The 21,392-nt window shown below is 35.8% G+C and carries 14 protein-coding genes; 7 read left to right on the top strand and 7 right to left on the bottom strand.

Annotation, left to right across the window (positions count from 1 at the left end; all coding sequences use genetic code 11):
- Positions 1–5: 5 nt before the first annotated feature.
- Positions 6–1,688: a hypothetical protein gene (locus tag WC747_03440; protein ID MFA5999043.1), complete on the top strand. Its 1,683-nt coding sequence runs from the start codon at positions 6–8 to the stop codon at positions 1,686–1,688.
- A 4-nt stretch (positions 1,689–1,692) separates the two neighbouring features.
- Here the strand turns inward: WC747_03440 and WC747_03435 are convergent, their stop codons facing one another.
- Positions 1,693–3,210 carry a DnaJ domain-containing protein gene (locus tag WC747_03435; GenBank protein ID MFA5999042.1) on the bottom strand — a complete coding sequence of 506 codons (1,518 nt, stop codon included), beginning with the start codon at positions 3,208–3,210 and terminating at the stop codon, positions 1,693–1,695.
- A gap of 170 nt (positions 3,211–3,380) precedes the next feature.
- Between WC747_03435 and WC747_03430 the strand changes: the two genes are divergently transcribed.
- On the top strand, positions 3,381–5,117 hold the full coding sequence (locus WC747_03430) for a hypothetical protein (protein ID MFA5999041.1): 1,737 nt from the start codon (positions 3,381–3,383) through the stop codon (positions 5,115–5,117).
- A gap of 75 nt (positions 5,118–5,192) precedes the next feature.
- Positions 5,193–7,889 (top strand): hypothetical protein, encoded by a 2,697-nt coding sequence (locus WC747_03425; protein ID MFA5999040.1) that lies wholly within the window; start codon positions 5,193–5,195, stop codon positions 7,887–7,889.
- Between the two features lie 88 nt (positions 7,890–7,977).
- Here WC747_03425 and WC747_03420 read toward each other — a convergent pair whose 3' ends face one another.
- Entirely contained in the window at positions 7,978–8,658 is a 681-nt protein-coding gene (locus WC747_03420; protein ID MFA5999039.1) for a hypothetical protein, read from the bottom strand.
- Positions 8,659–8,788: 130 nt separating this feature from the next.
- Between WC747_03420 and ruvC the strand changes: the two genes are divergently transcribed.
- The 3 genes from ruvC (at position 8,789) to WC747_03405 (ending at position 14,546) form a co-directional block, all read left to right on the top strand.
- Complete coding sequence (gene ruvC, locus WC747_03415; protein MFA5999038.1) at positions 8,789–9,256, top strand: crossover junction endodeoxyribonuclease RuvC; 468 nt, start codon at positions 8,789–8,791, stop codon at positions 9,254–9,256.
- A 146-nt stretch (positions 9,257–9,402) separates the two neighbouring features.
- Positions 9,403–11,076, top strand: coding sequence for a hypothetical protein (locus WC747_03410; protein ID MFA5999037.1), 1,674 nt, complete (start codon positions 9,403–9,405; stop codon positions 11,074–11,076).
- Between the two features lie 26 nt (positions 11,077–11,102).
- Positions 11,103–14,546: a hypothetical protein gene (locus tag WC747_03405; GenBank protein MFA5999036.1), complete on the top strand. Its 3,444-nt coding sequence runs from the start codon at positions 11,103–11,105 to the stop codon at positions 14,544–14,546.
- Positions 14,547–14,675: 129 nt separating this feature from the next.
- Here WC747_03405 and WC747_03400 read toward each other — a convergent pair whose 3' ends face one another.
- Positions 14,676–15,968: a hypothetical protein gene (locus WC747_03400; protein MFA5999035.1), complete on the bottom strand. Its 1,293-nt coding sequence runs from the start codon at positions 15,966–15,968 to the stop codon at positions 14,676–14,678.
- Between the two features lie 217 nt (positions 15,969–16,185).
- On the opposite strand from WC747_03400, the gene WC747_03395 reads away from it, so the two are divergent.
- Positions 16,186–16,677 carry a hypothetical protein gene (locus WC747_03395; protein MFA5999034.1) on the top strand — a complete coding sequence of 164 codons (492 nt, stop codon included), beginning with the start codon at positions 16,186–16,188 and terminating at the stop codon, positions 16,675–16,677.
- An 89-nt stretch (positions 16,678–16,766) separates the two neighbouring features.
- Here the strand turns inward: WC747_03395 and WC747_03390 are convergent, their stop codons facing one another.
- The 4 genes from WC747_03390 to recF form a co-directional block, all read right to left on the bottom strand.
- Positions 16,767–17,948 (bottom strand): hypothetical protein, encoded by a 1,182-nt coding sequence (locus WC747_03390; GenBank protein ID MFA5999033.1) that lies wholly within the window; start codon positions 17,946–17,948, stop codon positions 16,767–16,769.
- Positions 17,927–19,315 carry a S8/S53 family peptidase gene (locus tag WC747_03385; GenBank protein ID MFA5999032.1) on the bottom strand — a complete coding sequence of 463 codons (1,389 nt, stop codon included), beginning with the start codon at positions 19,313–19,315 and terminating at the stop codon, positions 17,927–17,929. The genes WC747_03390 and WC747_03385 overlap by 22 nt, the downstream gene beginning before the upstream one ends.
- A 186-nt stretch (positions 19,316–19,501) precedes the next feature.
- A complete protein-coding gene (locus tag WC747_03380; protein ID MFA5999031.1) occupies positions 19,502–19,966 on the bottom strand; it encodes an ankyrin repeat domain-containing protein in 465 nt (154 codons plus the stop codon).
- Positions 19,967–20,294: 328 nt separating this feature from the next.
- Complete coding sequence (gene recF, locus WC747_03375; GenBank protein MFA5999030.1) at positions 20,295–21,386, bottom strand: DNA replication and repair protein RecF; 1,092 nt, start codon at positions 21,384–21,386, stop codon at positions 20,295–20,297.
- Positions 21,387–21,392 lie beyond the last annotated feature (6 nt).

Below are 21,392 nucleotides of genomic sequence, written 5' to 3'. Positions count from 1 at the left end.
AATGTATGAATGCTTATAAATCGCTTATGTTCTTGGGCATCTTATTTTTAACTCAATCATCTTTATCTACAGGTGAAGTACGTAAAAACGAGCCGAAAAGATTTTTTGGCAGGTCTAACATTTTCAGTGCTATTATTTCGTCGCCAGAAATCTTGCTCAAAAAATTAATTAAGTATCAATATCCTACTTTAAAGCCGTCTGCTCCTGTTGCTGTGCAGATAACAGGAGACTTATGCTCTCAAGAAAAACTTTTTCTGCAAAATCGTTTAAAGAATGTACAAGTTGTTTTAAAAGACGAATTTGAAATAGATAAACCTTTGAAAGTGGCTTTTTGCTGTAGCGGAGGTGGCAATAGAGCTATGATAGGAACGTTAGGGTTTTTGACAGGGGCAGTAAAATCAAAAGTTTTTGATGCCACACTTTATGTAGCAGGCCTTTCGGGAGCAACATGGACCATAGCTCCTTTGTGTTATTTGGCTGCAACGGGACATTATGAAAATACATTAGATATTTTAATCGACATGAAGTTGCATCTTTTTCAGTCACTTTCTGAAGAGATACCTTTTGGAATTAATGGAATATATCCGCCACCATTGTTGCCGTTATCACTTAGCGATAATTTTTTTATTGAAGTAGCAAAGCGAGTTGCATACGATCAACCAATAAGCTTAATAAATGTGTATGGACCATTGGTAGCAAATTATAGTTTAGAACTTGCTGGAGATAACAGACTGGACGCGACATGGTCTTCGGTCGCACCATCTATGCAGTCTGGGCGTATGCCACTACCACTCTGTGCTTCTATTTATGAAACAACCGTGCGCAATTATGAATGGTTTGAGATGAGTCCATTTCAAGCTGGCAGTATTGATTTAGGGTATGTGCCAGTTGAATATTTAGGATCAGAATTTAGCAAAGGGCAGTTAAATCTTGACAGCGTAAAGCTTGAATATCCTATCAGTTTTTATTTAGGAATGTATGGATCTGCCTTTGCGGCAACGGTACAAGATCTTAATGAAGAGCAACTAAAATTAAGAGGAACAAAGTCTTTAGCTGATAATTTATTTCAAATTGACTTACAGGTAGATGTGCAGCCATTTGGGCAAATGCATAAAAATGCTTTACTGAGTAACAGTCTGGTTCAAAATTATATAAAAGATTTGATTCAAAAAATAATAGCAGAAAGAAATCCGATTACGTATGCAAAATTTCCAAATTACAGACAAGATGGTGATACTTTGGGACTTTTTGATGCTGGCATAGATTTTAATCTTCCAGTACCAACTCTTATAAATCGACCTGAACGTGCGCTTGATATTATTATAATGTATGATTCTAATCCTGGTGACCTGCAAACAATCCGAGAAATTGCTGCTTACGGCAAACGTAAAGGGTTATTGATGCCAGAAAAAATGTCGGAAGTAACACTTAAGCAGCTAAGTGCTGAAACGATGACTGTTTTTAATGATCCTCGAACAGATTCTTACAATAAAAATGTGGCTACGTATCTTTATTTTCCAACCAAAGATATTGACGTAACAACTGCTCCTTACGTTACCTTTAATTTTAGATATCTACCTGAGTATACAGAATTTTTAGCGAGCAAAATGGAGCAAGCATTTTTATCTCAGGTTGTGCACATAAAAGAGATCATGCAGTTAGTTGCGCACAAAAAGTATATAGCTTAAAAAGTTATTTTTTAGGTGGTCTTGCTTTATTTATTCTTTCCTCGAACAGTCTTGTCTCTTCAGCTGTTGGCTTTAAGCTTTCAAATTGTTTCTTTAATTGTTTGATTTTATCATCAGAGAAACCATCGCCATCCTTTTTCTTTGAGAGTTGAATATCTGTAAATGCATCAATTTGGGCTTTTGAGAGATTTTTAATTTGATCTGCTTTAGTTAGTAGTCTAATTTGTACATCATCCAATCGGCTAATGCCACTAGGGCTTAACTCTTTAACTTGCTCAGGTTCAAAAGGAACGCGTTTTAGTATTGCCTCATCTTTTTTTGCTTGAAAATATTCTCTTTTTAAGAAAGATGAAGCTTTTTTGATATCGTCTTCAAATTTAAGATCAAGGTCACTATCGGTAAGACCATACTGCAATTTACTTACTGCGTCTTCAGTTTTCGTTGTACTATAAGGCTCATTAGGATCTAATCCTAAGAGCTCACACGATAGATTTTTTAGATTTAATATCTTCTCTTCAGAGAAACTGTTTAAATTTTTTTGTTTAAATATGAGATTAAGTTTCTCACTAATTTTATTGGCTATTTCATACTTATTCTGTTTTGCCACTAAAGACTCGTATGCATCATTTATCTTCTTGAAAATTTCTGTTGCTTCATTTCGTATTTCGTCTGTTGCCTGCGACCATTTATCAGGATGCCATATAGTAGATGCTTTTCTGTAAGCTGATACGATTTCTTTTTTTGTGTAAGGTTTTGTAGGATCTAAATCTAACAATTCGAGCATCTGTTTACGGCTAGATTCATCACTGAGATTTTTTATTTTTTTAAGCATAGGAGTAGATTTTTCCACGAATTTTTCAGCTTCTTTTCTTTGAGCAGCTTCTTTTTCTGAGGCTATTGCTTTAGCATCAGCTTCATCCTTTGCAGCCTTTTCCTTTGCAATTTTTTCGCTTGCAATCCTTCGTCCTTCTAACGATTGTGGATCAATATATTCTTTAGCAGCTTTAGCTACAGGAGAATTAGAAAGAGTTGTTGCTTTTGTTTCTGAAACTGACTCGAATCCAGAATCTGTTATTTTGGGAGCAGCTTCTGGGGTTGTTTCATTTGCCGCTGGAGAATTATCGTTAGCTGTTACTTTTGTTTCTGGAGCAACTGCCTCGAATTCAGAAGCTGATACTTTATTAGAATCACCTTCTGATGCTTTAGCTTTTGGAGCAGCTTGTTTTTCTTCTACGTCAAGTTTGACTTTTTCAGGTTTTCCAAAAATGGCATCCTTAATATGTACCCATGCTTTCTTGTGCATTTCACTTAATTTTGTTTCCCTCCAAGTTTGATTGCGAAGTCGTTCATCTCTTTGCTCAGCTGTTTCTTTTTCTTGAGCATCAGGTTTTTGAGATTGTTCTCGCTTCTGCTGTTCTCCTGATTTTTCAGGACCTTCTTCAGGAGTAAATAAAGTTTGATTGCATATAAAAAGACTGGTAAGCAGTAAGAAAATTTTTAAGTTTTTTTCAATTTTGTTCATAAAAGTTCCTCATTTATTTATGAAATAGCACAACGTACAGACTATTAATTGTGTGGATTTTTTCGCAACAGTTTTAAACTGTTATTGTTTTTTGTCCTGATTTGCAAAATTGTTTTTATTATTTTAGTTTCAAGAGAGTTGTACGATACTTTTATAAAAAGGAGAAGATTATGAACAAAAAGTTTTTATTGTTGGGGCTATTTCTAGCCTTTGCCGCTAGCCTGACTCAGGCAGATTGTCAGACAGGTTGTGAAAAAAAATGTGATACAGGTTGCGCTCAATCAATTAACTTATGGCAACCACATGCATTTAGCGCATACAGTTCTCGAGATATTATTCATAAAAAAACTTTTTATACTAATGATTCTGACCGAGAAGAATGGAATGGCATGATTTCTGTTGCTACAGAATATATGCAAAATTTTGGCGGCAAATGTAGTTCATGTAAAAATTTAGGAGCTCGTCCATTCTGGTCTGGTACTAATGAAATGACTTACGGAACAAATAATGGAGAGTCTGACATTGATGCGTATCAATTTGGTATGGGCAATGTGATAGGCCAGGGCGCTATTCAGTTAAATCCACGAGTGCAACATGTTGGCACTGATATAATGCTTCATTTTGCGCAATACAAAGATCATCGAGGTTTTGTTTTTACACTGCAAGCTCCAATTGGCGCTATGATGATTGATACTCCGCTTAGAGAAGTTGTTGCCTTACCAGATGATATTGTCGACACAGTAAATTTAGCTTATCCATCTCCAAATGCACGTTACCAAACACTTACTCAAGCTTGGCAAGCAGGCTCTGCAAATGGAAACGGAGGAGTAAACTCTTCTCGTTATAATGTTTTAGCTATTACCAAAGGTCGTATGGCTAGTTGCAAACAAACTGTTATTCGTATGGCAGATCTTTCAGCAATGATTGGTTACAAAGTATACGCAACAGAAAAAGGCTTTGTTGATATTGGATTTAAAGTATCATGCCCAACGGGCAACGTTCCTCAAGCTGATTTTGTACTTGAGCCAATTTTTGGCAGAGCAGGGCATTGGGGTGTTGGTGGTGAAGTTACGTCACATTATAAAATATGGGAATGTGAAAGTGCAAACAAAGGAATAGATTTCTGGTTCCAGGGAGAAGCATTGCATTTATTTACCGGCAGAAAACCAAGCTGGCGTTCGTTTGATCTTGCATTAAACGGTCCTGGATCAAAATATATGTTGATTCAGTATTATTTCCCTGGAAATCCATCAACAGATAATCCAACGGGTCGCATTCCTTCATTTGTAACGAATGCTGTTAATGTTACAACCATGCCGGTACATTCAACATTTGGAGTTGAAGGATCAGCCGCAGTTGGTTTTGATTTTTATAAAGATAATTGGAATTTCATGATAGGTGGCGAGTTCTGGGGAAGATCGAGAGAGTGTTTATCCTTTGATTGTTGTAATTTAGTAGAAGAACGTAGCGCTAATCTTAACGATTTTGCAGTTCTTGGTCGTCAGGTAAGTGAAGATGATCGTAGTATTTCAAATAATGATTTTGTTTTAGTTTTGAACCTTTGTGAACCTGAAGCAAAAATTAATAAATCACAAGATCGCGTTATTGGTGTAGGAGTACCTCCAGCTGTATTAACATATCCAACATCACTTCCAGCAGGTGTTAAAGATGCTCGTTTAGCAACTAACCGAATTCCAGCAAATATAAATGAAGCTCTTGATGTTGCGGGTGCTGCTGCAGCGCGTGCAATGACTGGTAAAGTATTTGGCCAATTTGGTTATACATTCAAAGAGCATAGATACACTCCAAACGTAAGTGTTTTTGGCTCTACGGAATTTGTGGTTAATCAAAGTAATAATGCCGTAAATCTATGGGCTGTTGGAGCTCAAGCATCTATCAATTTTTAACTTACAAAGTAATTATTTTTTAAAAGTACCATGGTTTTTACTGTGGTACTTTTAAAATTAAAAAAGAGAGAATGTATGAATAAGAATTATAAAGTTTTTACCAGCTTTTTTTGCGGACTGTTGCTGCTTGTCTTAAGTGGATGTATGGGTACGGAGTTTTTTGAACTTGGGCAAACGTTTAAATTAGCACAAGGAAATATACCTGTATCAATAAGTGAGAATGGATCAAGAATTGTAGTAAGAGATGGCGCTTACATAAGAGTTTATGAATATAATGAAAATGCTACAAGTAATGATAATGTGTGGGTTCAGCTTGGAAATGTCATTATATCAAGTGATGGATTTGATGTACCTTTAAGTGGAGATGGTACTATTGTTGCAGTTGCAGGTACAACTGTTTTAAGAGTTTATCAATACGATGGTAGTTTATGGTCTCAATTAGGAGGCGATCTTCTAGCGCCAGCAAGAATAATGAGTGTATCTGTAAATAGGGATGGTACTATTGTTGCGTATGGATCTTACAATTCAAATACAAACACAAGTATAGCAAGGGTTTATCAATATGCTAGTGGTTCATGGTCTCAATTAGGAAGCGATTTGATCGGTAATTCAGTATCAATAAATGCAACTGGTACTAGAATGGCAATTGGGAACTCCCCTATCAATGATAATGTGAAAATATATCAATATGTTTCTGGCTCATGGAGTGAAATTGGTAATATATCTGGTGATACTTCTTCTAACTTTGGAGCTAGTGTTTCATTAGAATATTTAACAGGCGATCTTGTTGCAATTGGAGCTTCTGCTTTTAGCGAAAATAGTAATTATGCAGAAGTATATAAGTATGCCGGTTCTGGCCAATGGAATTTATTTGGTGAAAGAATGAAAGGCGATCTGCTTTTTGGTCTGAGTGTTTCTCTTAGCTTGCAAACTAATAACGCCAACTCTTCATATTATCAGCTTATAGTTGGATCATATGAACAAACATTTATATATAACAAATTAACTTTGCCGGCTAGCGGTACTTGGAATGTACTTCAAACTATCGCAAAACGCGGTAGATTTTTATCATCAAGCCAAACGATTAATGAATCTACGCCTACAAAAACAAAACGTTTTTCAAGATTCATAAGAGGAGGATCTGATATCAATGGATTGATTAACTCTAGTGGTCTAGCTTCTGATGCACAAGTTTATACATCTGAAGAAGTTACTCTTCCAGCTTCTGTTGCTTCTACAGCAAAACCGGAACCTGTTAATTTAGCAAAAAAAAATAATCCGGGAGGAAAACAACAAGTAGCAATTGATTCACTTGGAATTTCTACTCCAGCAGGAATAAATCCTATAGTAGCATTAATGAATGCTAAAGCAGTTACTTCAACCCAACTCAGTCAACAAACTTTTGTTTACGATGGCGACTCAGGAGAAACTTTCTTTCTAATATCAACGCCTTCATCATCTTACAATAATAAATTGTTTAAATGTTCAAATTTACAAGGTACTTTATCTTTTATTATTAATTCTTATCATTTTACACAAACAGGATCTGTAGTAGGAGCTGTATATGAAGATGATAAAACAACAGTGGTCGAAGCAGATGTAACATTAACAAATGGAGAATTTAACAACGTTCAACTTACTGGTACTTTTGATCCTGCAACAAATGTGCTTACTGTTACTGACATAACGGGTGGGGTAATTACAAGTGGCACATTTACAACATCAGGTATTCCGACACTTACTTTAGTATCAGATGTACCTGTTAACACTTTCAATATCACTTCAGGCGATTTTAGTGGTAGCACTTTTGCTACATCGGGAATTGCTGGAACGCTTTCAGGAGGAACGCTTTCATCTGGTAATACCGTACTTACAGGAACAACAATTACTCAAAGCAATACGGTGACAGGAGTCCTTACAATACCAAGTGGTTTGTATGCAGGTGATTACTATAGCGTAAATTTAACCGGCGCAACATTTAGTAGTGCTACAGTAACAGGTACTTTTGCAAGCAATACATTCTCTGGTACTGATGTAACGGTGGGTAATATTTCTGCTGGTACTTTTGATGCATTATTTGTGACACTTGGTGACACAACGCCAAACTTATCGTTTACTATTTCAGGTGGTGATTTTGATACTGGAACCTTTACCGTAACTTCAGGTACATTTATAAGCAGGTATGTTGACGGAACTGGAACAGTTACATCAACAACGCTTACAGGTGTAAGCTTAGACCAAATTGGAAGTGTAATTGGAACAATAACTCATGGAGCAGATACCTTTACAGGAGTTGAGTTAGCTGGTGCTGAGTTAACTGGTGTAAACGCAACAGGAACATCAACTGATAATTTCTTTACAGCTACGGATGTTACATCGAGCACCTTTTCAAACGGTGCTGCAACGCTTTTCTTCACGTATCTTCTTGTATCCGATACAACCTCTTTCGCATTTCCTATTGCAAGTGGTATGTATGCCGGAGAAACATTTACAATTTCTGGATTGAGTGGAACACTTTCACAAAATGGTACATTAAATCCAACTTATACTACATATACAGGAGCAACTCAGCTCTTGGCCTCTGGTTGTTACAACGGTACTTTATCAACAAGTGGTCAAGCAGTTTTAAATCCTTCTCTGGGATTCATTTTTATAGAGATTTCAAGTCCAACGGTAACCGGGACTCTTACAGGTCTCACCTTTAATGGCTCTGATGTTGTAGGTGGTACTATTACTTCAGGTGACTTTACTACAGGAGGTAGTTGTTCATAAGTTGTTTGATTGATTACATAAAAAACGCATCATACATTTTGTGTATGATGCGTTTTTTTTATTTTTGATTAAACTTTGCTTAAAAATTCTAAAACTGAAAAACAGAACTCGGTATAATAGTTCCATACACAAAAATATCTAAGAGTTCTGTAAGGATTCCTGGTTTTTCGGAATCGTCAGAGTGATCAATAACTATGGGAGCAGACGCATTAACAGGGTTTGAAGTTGTTGGCACCATAGTTTGTGGTGCTTTTCTTTCAATGCGCGACATTTTAGCGTCACCATGATACATCTCTTCAAGATCTAAGCTTGCTGGATAAATTATTTCGTTAGGTGATAAAGTTTCAGTGAAAAAATTACCGAGTAATAATCTATATTGACTTACTTTTTTATAAGCAGCGTTTATATAAATTTGCTCTTGTTCTTCTTTTTCTTGCTGATTTAGCTTTGGATTATTTGCAATGGCACGTTGATTTTGTAGAAGTTTTTCGTACTCAAGTTTTAAAAATTTTTTAAACGTTGTATTTAAAAGAGTTTCTTTTTCTTGCATTTCACATTGTTTAATACAGAGCATAAGCTCGTTCCACCATATAACTTCATATATTTTTCCATTTGGATCACTTAAAAGTTTTGGTATAGGTACTGGCTTGATAATTTGGTTATCTGTTATACTCGTTGCAGAGCATTGCATTACAGAGCACTGCATTTTTCCTATGGTTAAAAAAGATAAAGCAAAAAAGAATAAGGCGTATTGATTTAGTTTTTTCACGAGACCCCCGTCAAGTTGTTATTTAAAATATGCATACTAACTACCTCTATTATAACAACTTTTTTTGCTTTGTGGTAACACTTTTTCAGTTTAATAATAAAGTTGGTTCGAGTGAAATAAAGGAAAATTTATGATTGTTTTAGGCGTAGATCCTGGGTTTAGCGTAACTGGTTGGGCAATTATTTGTAAACAAGGAAATAAGCAGACGCTTATTGCTTGTGGATTTTTACCATTGCCGGCAAAAAAGCAGTTACATGAGAGAATTGGTATATTTTATGAATTTTTTACTGAAAAGATAAAAACCTATAAAGTGACCGATCTTTCTATAGAAACTCCGTTTTTAGGTAAAAATGCACAAACTTTTTTAAAGCTTGGATATTTAAGAGGGGTTTTATGTTTGATGGCGTATCAATTAAATCTTAAATTACATGAATTTTCACCAAGAGAAGTAAAACTTGCCGTTACTGGTTTTGGTGGCGCTCAAAAAGATCAAGTAGCCCGAATGGTAAGTATGCTTTTTCCTGGACTGCCACAACCGAAAACGTATGACGTTACGGACGCTGTTGCGGTAAGTCTATGTGGTTTATGGAAACAATAACTGTCACAGTTACCAGATTTTTATTAACAATCCTTTTTAAGCCATACTTCTCTGCATGAATATTTGATAATCATTGAATGCTTGACTCTTAAAATTCCGTGTAATAGTTTGAAGAAAAATCTCATAACGAAAAAGGAGTCTTGATAATGAGAAATGTGTTAAAGTTTACAAACTCAATCATGTTGATGAGTTTGTTTTTTTGTAGAGATCTTCATTCTGATCGTACAACAGAATGTGGAGTTACACAATGTTGTACAGGTAAAGCTATAAGCAAAAACACATTTTTACCGCGAGCTTTTTCATCAAGTTCTTCACGAGAAATTATCATGCGTAAACCAATGTACGATGATCCTATCCGAGATGATTGGAATGGAATACTGACAACAGCAGTTGAATTTTCTCAAAACTTTGGATGTAATTCTGATAAGAATTTAGGAACAATGCCATTTTGGTCTGGTAGTAATGTTATGACTGTTGGTACCAATGATGGCCAGTCTGATCTTGATGCTTGGCAATTTGGTATGGGTAATGTTGCATCTGTTGGTAGCATTAAATTAAATCCAAGAGTGCAACAAGCAGGCGCAGATTTGATGTTACATTTCATGCAGCATCTTAATAGTCCAGGTTTTTACTTTAAAATCAAAGCACCTATTGGCGCAATGATGATCGATCCTAAAATGAGCATGCCTGTTGTAGTGCCAAGTAGTTCTGCAACTGGGTTATGGAGTATGTATCCTGCTCCAGATAATCGTCCAGCTACTATAGCTGCTGCATTTGCAGGTGGTGAAGCAACATGCAAAGCATTTGATGGCTCTTTTAGTAATAATGTAAGACTTGAATATGGTAAAGTTTCTGTATGTAAATCAACGGTGTTTAGATTTGCTGATGTATCATTTTCTTTAGGAGCAAATGTTGTTAAAAGTGAAAAAGCAATACTTGGAATTGGATTTAAGGCATCAGCTCCAACAGGTAATGTAGCTCAAGCTGTTGAAATGTTAGAACCAATTTTTGGACATGGTGGATATTGGGGCGTTGGCGGTGAGGTTTTTGGTTATTACAAATTATATGAAAATGATGAAGATTTTATACTCAATCTTCATTGGCAAGGTGAAGTAAGTCATCTTGCGCCGGGTAGAACTTCTTATCGATCGTTTGACCTTAAACAAAATGGTCTCGGCTCTAAATATCTTTTACTAGAATATTATCATCAAAATGCTGCTGGAGCATATGTTCCAGGTGGTTTTATTACTCAAGCAATTAATATAACCACGTTGCCAGTAATATCGAAATTTAGCGTTGAAGGATCATTGGCTCTTATGATAGATGGTCAATGTAGAAATTGGGATTTAGGATTAGGCGGAGAAGTTTGGGGTCGGTCTTGTGAGCAACTTTCAATAAATACATGTAAGGCTATTAAAAATATAAACGCTGTGAATTTTAATGATTTTGTTGTGCTTGGTCGTCAAAGAAGTGGCCTGACTACTGGAGGAGCTATTAGAAATCTTTCTGAACCATTAGCTTTCATTAATAAATCTCAAGATCAATTAACTTCTGGAATTTCAGCAGAAACAGCAACCATTAAAGATGCTACTTTATCTGTAAACCGTATACCAATAAATATAGATGATGCACTTGATGTGGCAGGAGCTGCTGCTTCAAGAGCACTTACAGGAAAAGTATTTGCTAATCTTGGATACGGTTGGAAAGAGCATAATTATCAACCGCATGTTTCAGTGTTCGGATCAGCTGAATTTACCGGATCAAATAACAATGCCTTAAATATGTGGGCTGTTGGCCTGCAAGGTTCTTTAAACTTTTAATAATGAATAATAAATAGGATATAAGTATGAATAAAAATATTTTTTATATTGCGTTATTGCAATTGATAGCCTTTACCATTCATGCGGAAGTAGAAGCTGAATCAGGAAGATCAGAAAGAAAAGAGGTTGTAAGGGTTATAGCTCCTGCTGCAGCTGCCTCTACGACTTATGGAGAAGCAACAAGCATTATTGTTATTGGTGAACCTGATGGTTCTGCTCAAGATACGGTCGTAATGGCTGCAGATGGTCAAGCAGGTACCAGTCAACAAGGTGGATCAACTGTAATTATAAGTGGTAACGGTTCAGGTACAGCATCAGGTGGTGATCAAACTTTTAAGGCAGGTAATGGTGGTGCAAACGGTGGAGACGGTGGCGCAACTACAATTACAGGAGGAGACGGAAGTGCTTCAACTAGATCCATAGTGCAATCAGATCTAGAAATTACACGAGCTTGTAGTTCTGGATCTGGTTCTGGTGGACCAGTTTCCCTTTCAGGTGGTCTTGGTGGAACTCCAAATGGTTGCGGAGGTGACGCTACTGTTAAAGGTGGTGATGCTTATGCTCCTGGATCTGGCGATGGTGGGCAAGTTGTTATAGAGAGCGGTCAAGGTGGCGCTACCGGTAGAGGTGGTGATGTAATCATTGCAGCATCCGGCGCTGTAAGCTTACGTTCTGGTACAACATCAGATGCTACAGGCACCGTTGCGGGTGATATTGGATTACACGCAATTGGTAAAATAAGATTTGAAGCTGCCGAAGCTGATTTTAGCAATGTCACTACAGTAACTGGTATTTCTACAAGTGCCGTAATAGGTACTCCAAATGCTTCTGTTTATTCAAATACTGGTAATGTAACTATCAAATCAGGAATAGCTACTGATGCTACTGGTACAGCTGCAGGTGATATTAGTTTACATGCAAATAGCGATATACTTGCCCAAGTTGAGACTGGCTTTGTAAGCTTACGTTCTGGCGCAACACCAAGTCCTAGCAGTCTTATCGTTGCAGGTGATGTTGGATTACTTGCATATAATAGTATACTTGCCAGCGCTGACAATGGCCTTATAACTTTACGTTGTGCTACATCATCAGATGCTGATGGCTCCTCTGTAGGTGATATTGGATTACATGCACTTAACGATATACGTGCTCAAACTGATACTGGCTTTGTAAGCTTACGTTCTCGTACAGCCTCTGATGTAGGAGGTTTAATTGTAGGTGGTATTGGATTACATGCAAAGAAAGATGTACTTGCCCAAGCTAATGAAGGCTATGTAACTTTACGATCAGTAACAACATCAGATGCTACAGATACATCAAACGGCGATATTAGTTTACATGCAAATAGCGATATACTTGCTCAAGCTGATACTGGCTTTGTAAGCTTACGTTCTGGTACAACATTAAATGCTACAGGTACCGTTGCGGGTGATATTGGATTAAGAGCAAAGGCAACTACTGGTAAAATAAGATTTGAAGCTGCCGAAGCTGATTTTAGCAATGTGGGAACCATTACGGGTCTATCTACAACTGCTATAATAGGCAGTCCAGATGCTCTTATTTCTTCAGCTACTGGTAAGATAAGTATTAAAACTGGTACTAATGATGTTAATAATATTGGTACTGGTACTGGATATACTCTTATTAATGGTGATATTGGTTTACGAGCAACAAGTGATATAGGTGTTCAAGCTGATGGTGGCAGAGTTGATATTAGATCAGGAAGTTCAGTAAATTTAGATTCTGTACAATATCCTGGAATTAATAGCGTTGGAGTCTTGGCTAAAGATAATTTATTTCAATATGCAGCTGATGGATATGTAAGCATAGGTGCAGGTACAGTTCCTTCTGGATTAGTTAGCAATGATATTGGAATATCTGCACTTGGTCATATAAAATTAACAGGTGGTGATAATAAAAATATTACAGTAACTACTGGTCTTACTTCGGGAAATATAAATCTTCAATCTACAGCTGAAGATATTAATGCAACAGCTAATTTTGATATAAATCTTCAATCTACAGCTGGGAATATAAATGCTCAATCTACAGCTGGTAGGATAGATATACATGCAGGCGCAAGTTCTGCTACAGGTATATCAACAAGCGATATTGGATTGCGTGCAACTAGCGATATACTTGCCCAAGCTGATGCTGGCTTTGTAAGCTTACGTTCTGGTACAACATCAGATGCTACAGGCACCGTTGCGGGTGATATTGGATTAAGAGCAAAAGCAACTACTGGTAAAATAAGATTTGAAGCTGCCGAAGCTGATTTCAGTAATGTGGGAATCGTTACGGGTCTACCTGTAAGTGCCATAATAGGTAATCCAAATGCTTCTGTTTCTTCAGCTACTGGTGAGATAAGTATTAAAACTGGTGTTAGTAGTCTTGGAAATATTGATATTTCAACACATAGTTCTGGCGTAGGGGTGGCAGGTCTTCCTAATCGTAATATTGGATTGCGCGCAGAAAATGATATATTACTTTCCGCTTCAAATATAAACTTTATAGAAGTAACACAAATCCCTTCTCAGCCAGTAACTGTTAATTTTGGAGACGCAATACATAATGTTACTGTTGATTTTACACATGCTACGGTGACTGGTTTATCAGCGGGTGCTCCAACGACTGTTGATGGAGGCGATGGTAATCCAGGTGGCGTTGCAACTGTTCAGGGTGGTGATGGAAATGTTGCTGCTGCAGCTGGTGGTGCTGCAATTGTTCGTGGCGGTGATGGTCTAACTACTGGTAACGGTGGTGATGTAACAATTAAAGGCGGTGGAAGTCCTGCAGGTAATGGTGGCGATTTATACATTTGGGGTGGAATAGCTTCTGATAGTGGTGGTAATAATTCTGGAGGTACCGTAGAGATTGAGGCTAGACCTAGCAACGGTACTGCGGGTGGAGGTAGCGTTAACATTACTGCTGGTCCTGGTGGCTTAGCTGGCAATGGTGGTGCTATATTGCTTTCAGCGGGTAATGGAGGAATTAATGGTGGTGGCACAGCAGGGAGTGGTGGTAATATAGAACTTATACCTGGTCTGGGAGCTGGATCTGATCCAGATGGAGATATTCGAATTACTTATAATCGAACTACCGGTTCTGTAATGAAACTTACAGCTATGCTATTTACTTACATGAAAGGATTATTAGTAGGTTATCAGGGAAGTGTGATCAATACTTCAGGTAATACGTACAATGGATCAGCTGGAAATTCATCACTTGTAGCTTTTGGTACTACAGGGGTATCAACAACTACTAATTTCTCAGGCGCAAATAGTTTAACACTTACTTACAATCCAGTTACTCGAACGATAGATATTTCAGGTGCAGCTGTAACAACAACAGGTAGTTTAATCCTTGGTGATGTAGACGATTCTGGAAGTTTAACTTTAACTACGTCTCAAGCGAATTCTGCAACATTTAAATGGAATGCTGATGGAACAATTACTGTTACAATTTCATAAATAATAAATTAATTTTATTAAAAAGCGCCGGCATGTTAGCCGGCGCTTTTTATTTGTCTCAAATCTCAATAAAATTATCTTCTTTGAAAAAAACTATTGCCAGTTATTAATTTTTCAAAAAGTTAGTCATTACTTTTTAGGTGTGCGTGATAGCAACTTATCATTAAAGATTTTTAGATCTTTCTCTTTTGGATCAAGGCTCATAAATCTTTTCTTTAATGCTTCTATTTTATGATCAGAAAAAATATTAATCTGATCCTGTGAAAAAAATTCAATTTGATTCAATGATAAATGTTTAATTTGATCAGTTTTTAATTCTGAAATTTGAGAGTTTGTAAGTCTAGAAATAGAAATAGGATTTATAGCCTTAACTTGTTCTGGCGTTAGAGAGGAAAGAGATGGAGTGCTATCTATGATTTTTGCACTATTTTCAATTTTTTCTTCCCAATTATGTATGTCTCGTAAAAGATTTGTAATATTTAAAACATTTTTTTCAAATCCTCTATCGATAACGTTAGCATCTCCATTGTGAGTATCTTTTACGTTTCTTCCAGCTTTTGCAATTTCAATACCTGTATAAAATTTATGAGGATCTAAAGATAAAAGTCTGCAGGCTAAATTTTTTATTTTAAGTACATTTGTTTCTGTTAATAAGTCTAAATTTATAGGCTTTGAAAAATCAATCTGCTTGTTAATTTTTTTCACAATTTCTGCCTTTGTCAGCCTTGCGCCTAAAAAATCAAACTCTTCTTGATCTGCTGTTACTAGGCCATTAGGACCATCTGTCAAAACCGTATGTGCTTTAGTTAGATTTTTAAAAATATCAACAGATTCTTCTTGTATTTCAGGAGAAAAATCATGCCATTTAGATGGATGCCATTTTAGCACCTCATTTGCGTAAGCATCATTAACTTCTTTTTTTGTATAACTGACTTTAGGATCTAAGTTTAATAATTCAAACATATTTGAACGAGAATTTTGAATTCTTAATCTTTTTATTTTTTCCATTACTGGAGCAGATTCTTTTATAAATCTTTCTTCTGCTATTTTTTTAAGATTAATCGGTGCTTTTTTTTCAACTATTGGTTCAGTCATTTGTATTACTTTTGGGGTAGTTTGACCTGTTGGAGCAGAATTCTCACTAGATAAGTCAGAACTCTCACGAGATATATTTTTTTCCGAGGCTGTAAGAATAAACTGTTTGTTATGAAGTTGGTCTTCTTTAATTTTTCCTTCTTCTTTTTGGTCTATTTCTAATTCTTCTTTAGAAAAATTATCCCATGGATTTTTATTTTCTTTTCTGCCAGTTGAAAGATCTGAGCCTGTTTCGGTTTTGCCGTCTAGTGAAAATAAAATTTGATTACTTGAAATAAGTACTATAAAAAACAGGCTAATTTTTAATTTTTTTTTAAACTTATCCATAAAAGCACCCCTAGCTTCATTTATAAAAAATTATACTTTATTTATATACTATTTATGTAGGAGAGTTTTTTACAAGGGTTTGTAAAAATTTGCCACCTTTAATTCCTAAAAAAAGTTAGTCAATAGTTTTAATTTGAAAACTATTGACTAACTTTTTTCATTTTTTGTACAGTGTTACAAATTTCAAAAAAAGGAGAAGAAATTTCGGGAGAGAGAAATGGAAAATTTGAGACTATCAAAACCATTAGCTAAACAAAAAGAATTGATTGTACGTGACGCAAGAAAAATCAATAATTTTAATTGGCCACTTTCTGATCTTGAAATTATCAAAATACAAAATATTTTCATGACGCCAGGGTTGCATCATATTTCAACAAAAAATAGTATGAGCGGTCGGGTGCTTATAAGTACCATTTTAAAATCACTTCAATATTACAATTTTATTGGTTGCTTAACAACTTCCCAAATTTTGCTCGATCATGATATTGCAAATATGTACGAACTTTACCTTGAATGTAACCAAATGTTTGAAAATAATTGCGAGCTAGAAGATCTTTTTATTGATTACTTTCATTTTGATTTTGTCTACATTGAGCTCTCAGAGGACCTTTTGACAAACTTTTCAATTAAAAAATTGCAAAATTTGTGCGAGGCTTTGACAGCAAGGCAGTCGATTCCGGTGGTCATGGTTTCTTATGAAAATTGTTGAAAAATAATTCGAATTTTTTGAATTTTGGCCGCTGCCGAAAAAATGTCATAACTCGCATAAGCCCTATTATGGTTACATAATGTGTTTTTTCAACCGATACCCTCGTAATCGTGATCTGTGGCCTTAAGCGAAACCTGGGGCAATCTGCATTGAATAATACCAGTCACAGGGTCAACGTGCATAAATTTTTGAGGAAAACCGCGAAAGGCTGAAGGTGTTTTTTCGGAGAATAAATATCCACAATACAACATATCTTTAATAATAAGTGGCGCGAAAACATGGCTTAAACCAGCTATGGAGCGACTTGTGTCCGTTAAGTACTCTGTGCTACTCAGTGCACGATTGTACCTTTGTATGGTGCAATTTTCAGACTCATCATCATAACTGACATAATAAATCCACTCCTGTGTGTAACGCGGCACAAAAGGAGCAATAGTTTCATAAACTCTATCTTCATCTGTTCCGATTAAAAACTTTGAAGGAATTTTAAATTCAAATAATTTGGCCAAGCTCCATGAATCATTAATGCAATTTAAAGCACAACAAGAAAAATTTAAAAACTCTGATGACTGTTCATACGCAAGACACTCAACCACAAAGCCCGAAGATTCATCTTCCATACATAAAAAGCATAAAGGCTTATCATGGGTTACAAGTAGTTGTTGCGAGATAGGAGCTAAGGATTCAGCACTTTCATACTGCCGAGGAGACCACTCTAACTTTTGAATTGCATAATTTTGCAACTGGTCTCTTGAAACGCAAAAAAGATTATTGCCAACTTTGCACGGATACACATAATCAAATCCATCACGATTAGTTAAAGAGTAAACGGCCGCACCACGATTTGAAGTATCGCATAGGAAGATAGAAAGTTTACCATAATTCTTTCCGGCAAAATAAAATTGTTCGTCCGTTATCCATTTCATTGAAAAAATTGCATAAATCGGTTCATAAATATCTATCGCTCGAGGCGCGCGTTTATTAAATGTTTTGATTCTAATCCTACCGCGATCGATAAAACTAAACGCTTTTTTCCCTGGAAGTAGTTGTACACACGAAGGAATAAACATAGAAGTAAGTTCGCGACAAGCTATCCCTTCATGGCGGTCCCACAACAGCAGTTCAAGGTCATCATAAGACTTTTGATGAACCATCATTATCATGTCATCATTTATCTCTGCGATAGGATAAATAAACTCCTGCTGCGCCCACGTAGGCAAAAACAAAGTCAGCAATGAGAGATGAAAAATTAAGCAGATTTTTTTTTCCAAATGTTTTCCTTTATCAGATAGTTACTATCTTTTACCAAGATATAAAGATCTCTGTCAATTTTTTTACGAAAACTTACAGACGCATAAGAGTTAAAAGAGTTTACATTTTTATTATCAAAGTCGGAATTTTCTTTAATCGCATCAACAATTTTTAAAAATTTTTTTTTATAAAAACATGCGGAAACTTTTTTTATTATCTGTTGCAATGACTTTAAAGTTATGAAAGTTTTTCGCATATCCACTGTGCCAAAAATAACTTTTTTATCCCATTGATCATATAATTTTTTTGAGCAACTTTTAATTACTTGTTCTATCTGCTCACGCGTAAAAACAGGGCCAAATTCTGATAAAAGTAATGCTAAAAAACCTGTCATCATCGCAGAGGCCATTGATGTACCAGATGTATGCACAAAAATATAATCTTGAATTTCATCAATCCATAACTGACATAAAATTCGATGTCCTGGTAGTAAAAAATTAGGACCCTTACATTCCTGCCATTGAGAAAAGCAGCAAACTTGATACTTACTGTCAAAAGCGCCAACGGAAAATAATATGTTAGGCAAACTTGCAAGATAAGCAACTTTTTTCATACTTGCACAATCATTTCCAGCGGCCACCACCACATAAGAAAACTTTTGCAGCAATGTTACTAATTCTTTATTTTCTAGATGTTTATCACATAGATCGTCCGCTATTTTCAGTCCAAGATGCACAATGTCTACATGCATATCAAAAGCCCGCTGCAAACCTTGGCGTAAACTTTTTATGTCAGTGCCCCCATCATCATCCATTATAGATATTGGAATTATAACAGCGTCAGGCGCAAACTGTCTAATAATGCCACATGTTAAGTTGCCATGATTTTTTATAAGAGTTTTTTGAAAAAAATTATTTTTTTTCATCAATTGAGTTAAATGATTTTGATTTTTTCGACCTGCAAGCTGGTAATCAAAAATCGTTTCTCCTGGTTCAATTTTATTTGAATTTCCAAAGTTGCCTGTTTTTTGGCGTTGATTGCAAGAAAATTGATCAAAATGTTTTTCCTGACTGTTAATTTTGGTGTCGAGCACTGCAATTTTAATACCATGTCCTTTTTTTGGTGCTAAATCCCAGAGTAAAAGTTCTTGATTATTATTTTGTTGATTTTTACAAAGTAGTCCAACTGTTGGAATTTTTAAATGCCACAAAAAATCTTTTGAAATATTTTGAATACGCAGATCATCTTGATTTTGAAATTGTACACCTTGCATCAATGATTCATATTCTTGTCGACTGCAATATGAAATATTTTCAGGAAAAAAATTAAAAGAATGAAGCGATTGAGAATATAGAATCTCTAAAAATAACAACAGTACTTTTTTCACTATTATTCACATCACCTCTTCGTCCTCAGGCTTGCCTATACGCCGTAACTCTGGCGTAGGAGTAACCCGGGGATCCATGCTTACTGAATTATGACTTGTCAGGAATACCAAAAGAATACGCAAATAAGACACTCAAGAAAAAGAGTTTTTTGAAATAATAAAGCTGAAATTATTTTTAATAACTATTTATAACAAATCACCTAGTTCAACTAAAGACATAAGAACTGCTGCAGAAGGACAATTGCGCCAAGCTAAAGCGATAGGAGTTATTCTTTTTCCATTTTTTACATATTTATGTGCACCAGCTGCAACTAATAATTGTATACTTTCAAGATGTTCATCATCAAAAGATTTTCCCACGCAACTTACAGTAGCCATATGCAGCGAGCTGCTTCCTTTTTTATTTCTTGCTTGTACATCTGCATGAGCGGCAAGCAAAAGTTTTACTATCTGAACCTTTCCAAAAAAAGCAGCATAGTGCAATAGAGAATTACCCTGACTATCACGTACATTTACATCTGCACCATCTACAATTAATTTTTTTGCAGATTCTATATCATTGCGCTGTAGTGCATCACTCAAACTTTGTTCAATATTGCACCAAGATAATGATGAATAAATCATTAAAACGCTTAATATAATTTTTTTCATGAAATTTCCTAATACCAGGATTGTTTAAATACTATAACAACCCTATCACAGTAGGCACTTCGGTCAAATAGCGACATTTTTTATGAAGATGTGGCGAAAAGATGCGATATAAAAATTTGGTCAAAAAAATTCCATCGCATTGATACGAATATCGATGCGATGGAAAAAAGGAGAGTAGTAATGAAGCCTAATTAAATGAACTAAGGATTACAAATGAATCATTTTTTGATTTATTTAAAATGCTTAATTCACTACTAATTCTATCAGTTCTTGCCCTTCTGTCAAGAGGATACCCCCTAATAAAAACATTTTTCTGACAGGCTGTGTATTATCCTATGGATATCACGTCTGGATGGGCCTTTGCAATAAGGCTTTCTAGCTCAGAATCGCAAAAAGGTGAGGTAATTATTATCTGATTTTTACATGACAGGAAGAAATGTATTAAATTTTTAAGACGAATTTTATCAAAATCTGAGATAAAATCATCAATCAAGATAAGTGGCAGCGATGAGTGCTTATCGCTAATTGATATGAGAGCCAGCTTACAAAGAAGCGATACAAGCTTTTGTTGCCCTCTAGAAGCAAACATCCGAGCCTTTTTACCTTTGATATGAAAAATAAGATCATCCAAATGAGCTCCGTACATTGATCTTTTCATTACAAGCTCCTGTCGAGTCAAATGCGCTGTTTTCCTTAGAAAGTCCTCGAAAGACTCACCCAAAGTAACCCATTTTGCGTCATATGCAATCTCGACCTCATATACCCCATCAAAATACTGATCAATTAAGCTATTCACGACTTTTTCTATAACTTTTAGCTCAGTTTGCCGATACTGCTGAATTTTCATAGAGCTGTCCCATAGTTTCTCACTCCAGACATCAAATTCTAGCTTGTCCAAGCCCTTAAAGGCACTTTGGACAAGTAAGGCGTTGCGACTATGTAAAATATGCTTAAAGTCCCGATATGTATCTAAAGCTTCTGGTTTTGAAAAAAGAACCGCTTGATCAGCAAATGCCCTTCTGCCAGCTGGATATCCTCTAATCAGATCAATATCATCTTCGGTTAAAGTAATTACCTTAAAATAAGGAAATGTATCTTTAAATGATGTGACATTTTTTTGGTCAAGTTTGATAATCTTTTTTTTATTGCCGTATCCCACCTGAATGATATGAGACATTTCTGGCTCTTGTTCAAGCGTAAAATGTCCTCTTAAAAAAAAGGAGTCTGCTTCATGATACAGCAAATCCGTTACGATATGGGACCGAAATGATTTGAAATAACATAAATAATGAATCGCTTCGATTATCGATGTTTTTCCGGCACCATTATTTCCCGTAATAAGCGTAATGGGAGACGAAAAAGAAAACGTTGTATCAATGAAACAACGAAACTGTTGTAACTGCAACTTTGTTAAAAACAATGAATT

The organism is Candidatus Babeliales bacterium (genome assembly GCA_041660205.1).
GTDB lineage: Bacteria > Babelota > Babeliae > Babelales > Chromulinivoraceae > JACPFN01.
This window is presented reverse-complemented; position numbering and strand designations above follow the sequence as displayed.

What these genes read in the sequence shown, in the direction of transcription:
- WC747_03400 (MFA5999035.1), bottom strand. Translation starts at nt 15,968, where the DNA reads ATGGATAAGTTTAAAAAAAAATTAAAAATTAGCCTGTTTTTTATAGTA.
- WC747_03380 (MFA5999031.1), bottom strand. Translation starts at nt 19,966, where the DNA reads ATGAAAAAAATTATATTAAGCGTTTTAATGATTTATTCATCATTATCT.
- WC747_03410 (MFA5999037.1), top strand. Translation starts at nt 9,403, where the DNA reads ATGAGAAATGTGTTAAAGTTTACAAACTCAATCATGTTGATGAGTTTG.
- ruvC (MFA5999038.1), top strand. Translation starts at nt 8,789, where the DNA reads ATGATTGTTTTAGGCGTAGATCCTGGGTTTAGCGTAACTGGTTGGGCA.
- WC747_03430 (MFA5999041.1), top strand. Translation starts at nt 3,381, where the DNA reads ATGAACAAAAAGTTTTTATTGTTGGGGCTATTTCTAGCCTTTGCCGCT.
- WC747_03440 (MFA5999043.1), top strand. Translation starts at nt 6, where the DNA reads ATGAATGCTTATAAATCGCTTATGTTCTTGGGCATCTTATTTTTAACT.
- WC747_03425 (MFA5999040.1), top strand. Translation starts at nt 5,193, where the DNA reads ATGAATAAGAATTATAAAGTTTTTACCAGCTTTTTTTGCGGACTGTTG.
- WC747_03405 (MFA5999036.1), top strand. Translation starts at nt 11,103, where the DNA reads ATGAATAAAAATATTTTTTATATTGCGTTATTGCAATTGATAGCCTTT.
- WC747_03395 (MFA5999034.1), top strand. Translation starts at nt 16,186, where the DNA reads ATGGAAAATTTGAGACTATCAAAACCATTAGCTAAACAAAAAGAATTG.
- WC747_03435 (MFA5999042.1), bottom strand. Translation starts at nt 3,210, where the DNA reads ATGAACAAAATTGAAAAAAACTTAAAAATTTTCTTACTGCTTACCAGT.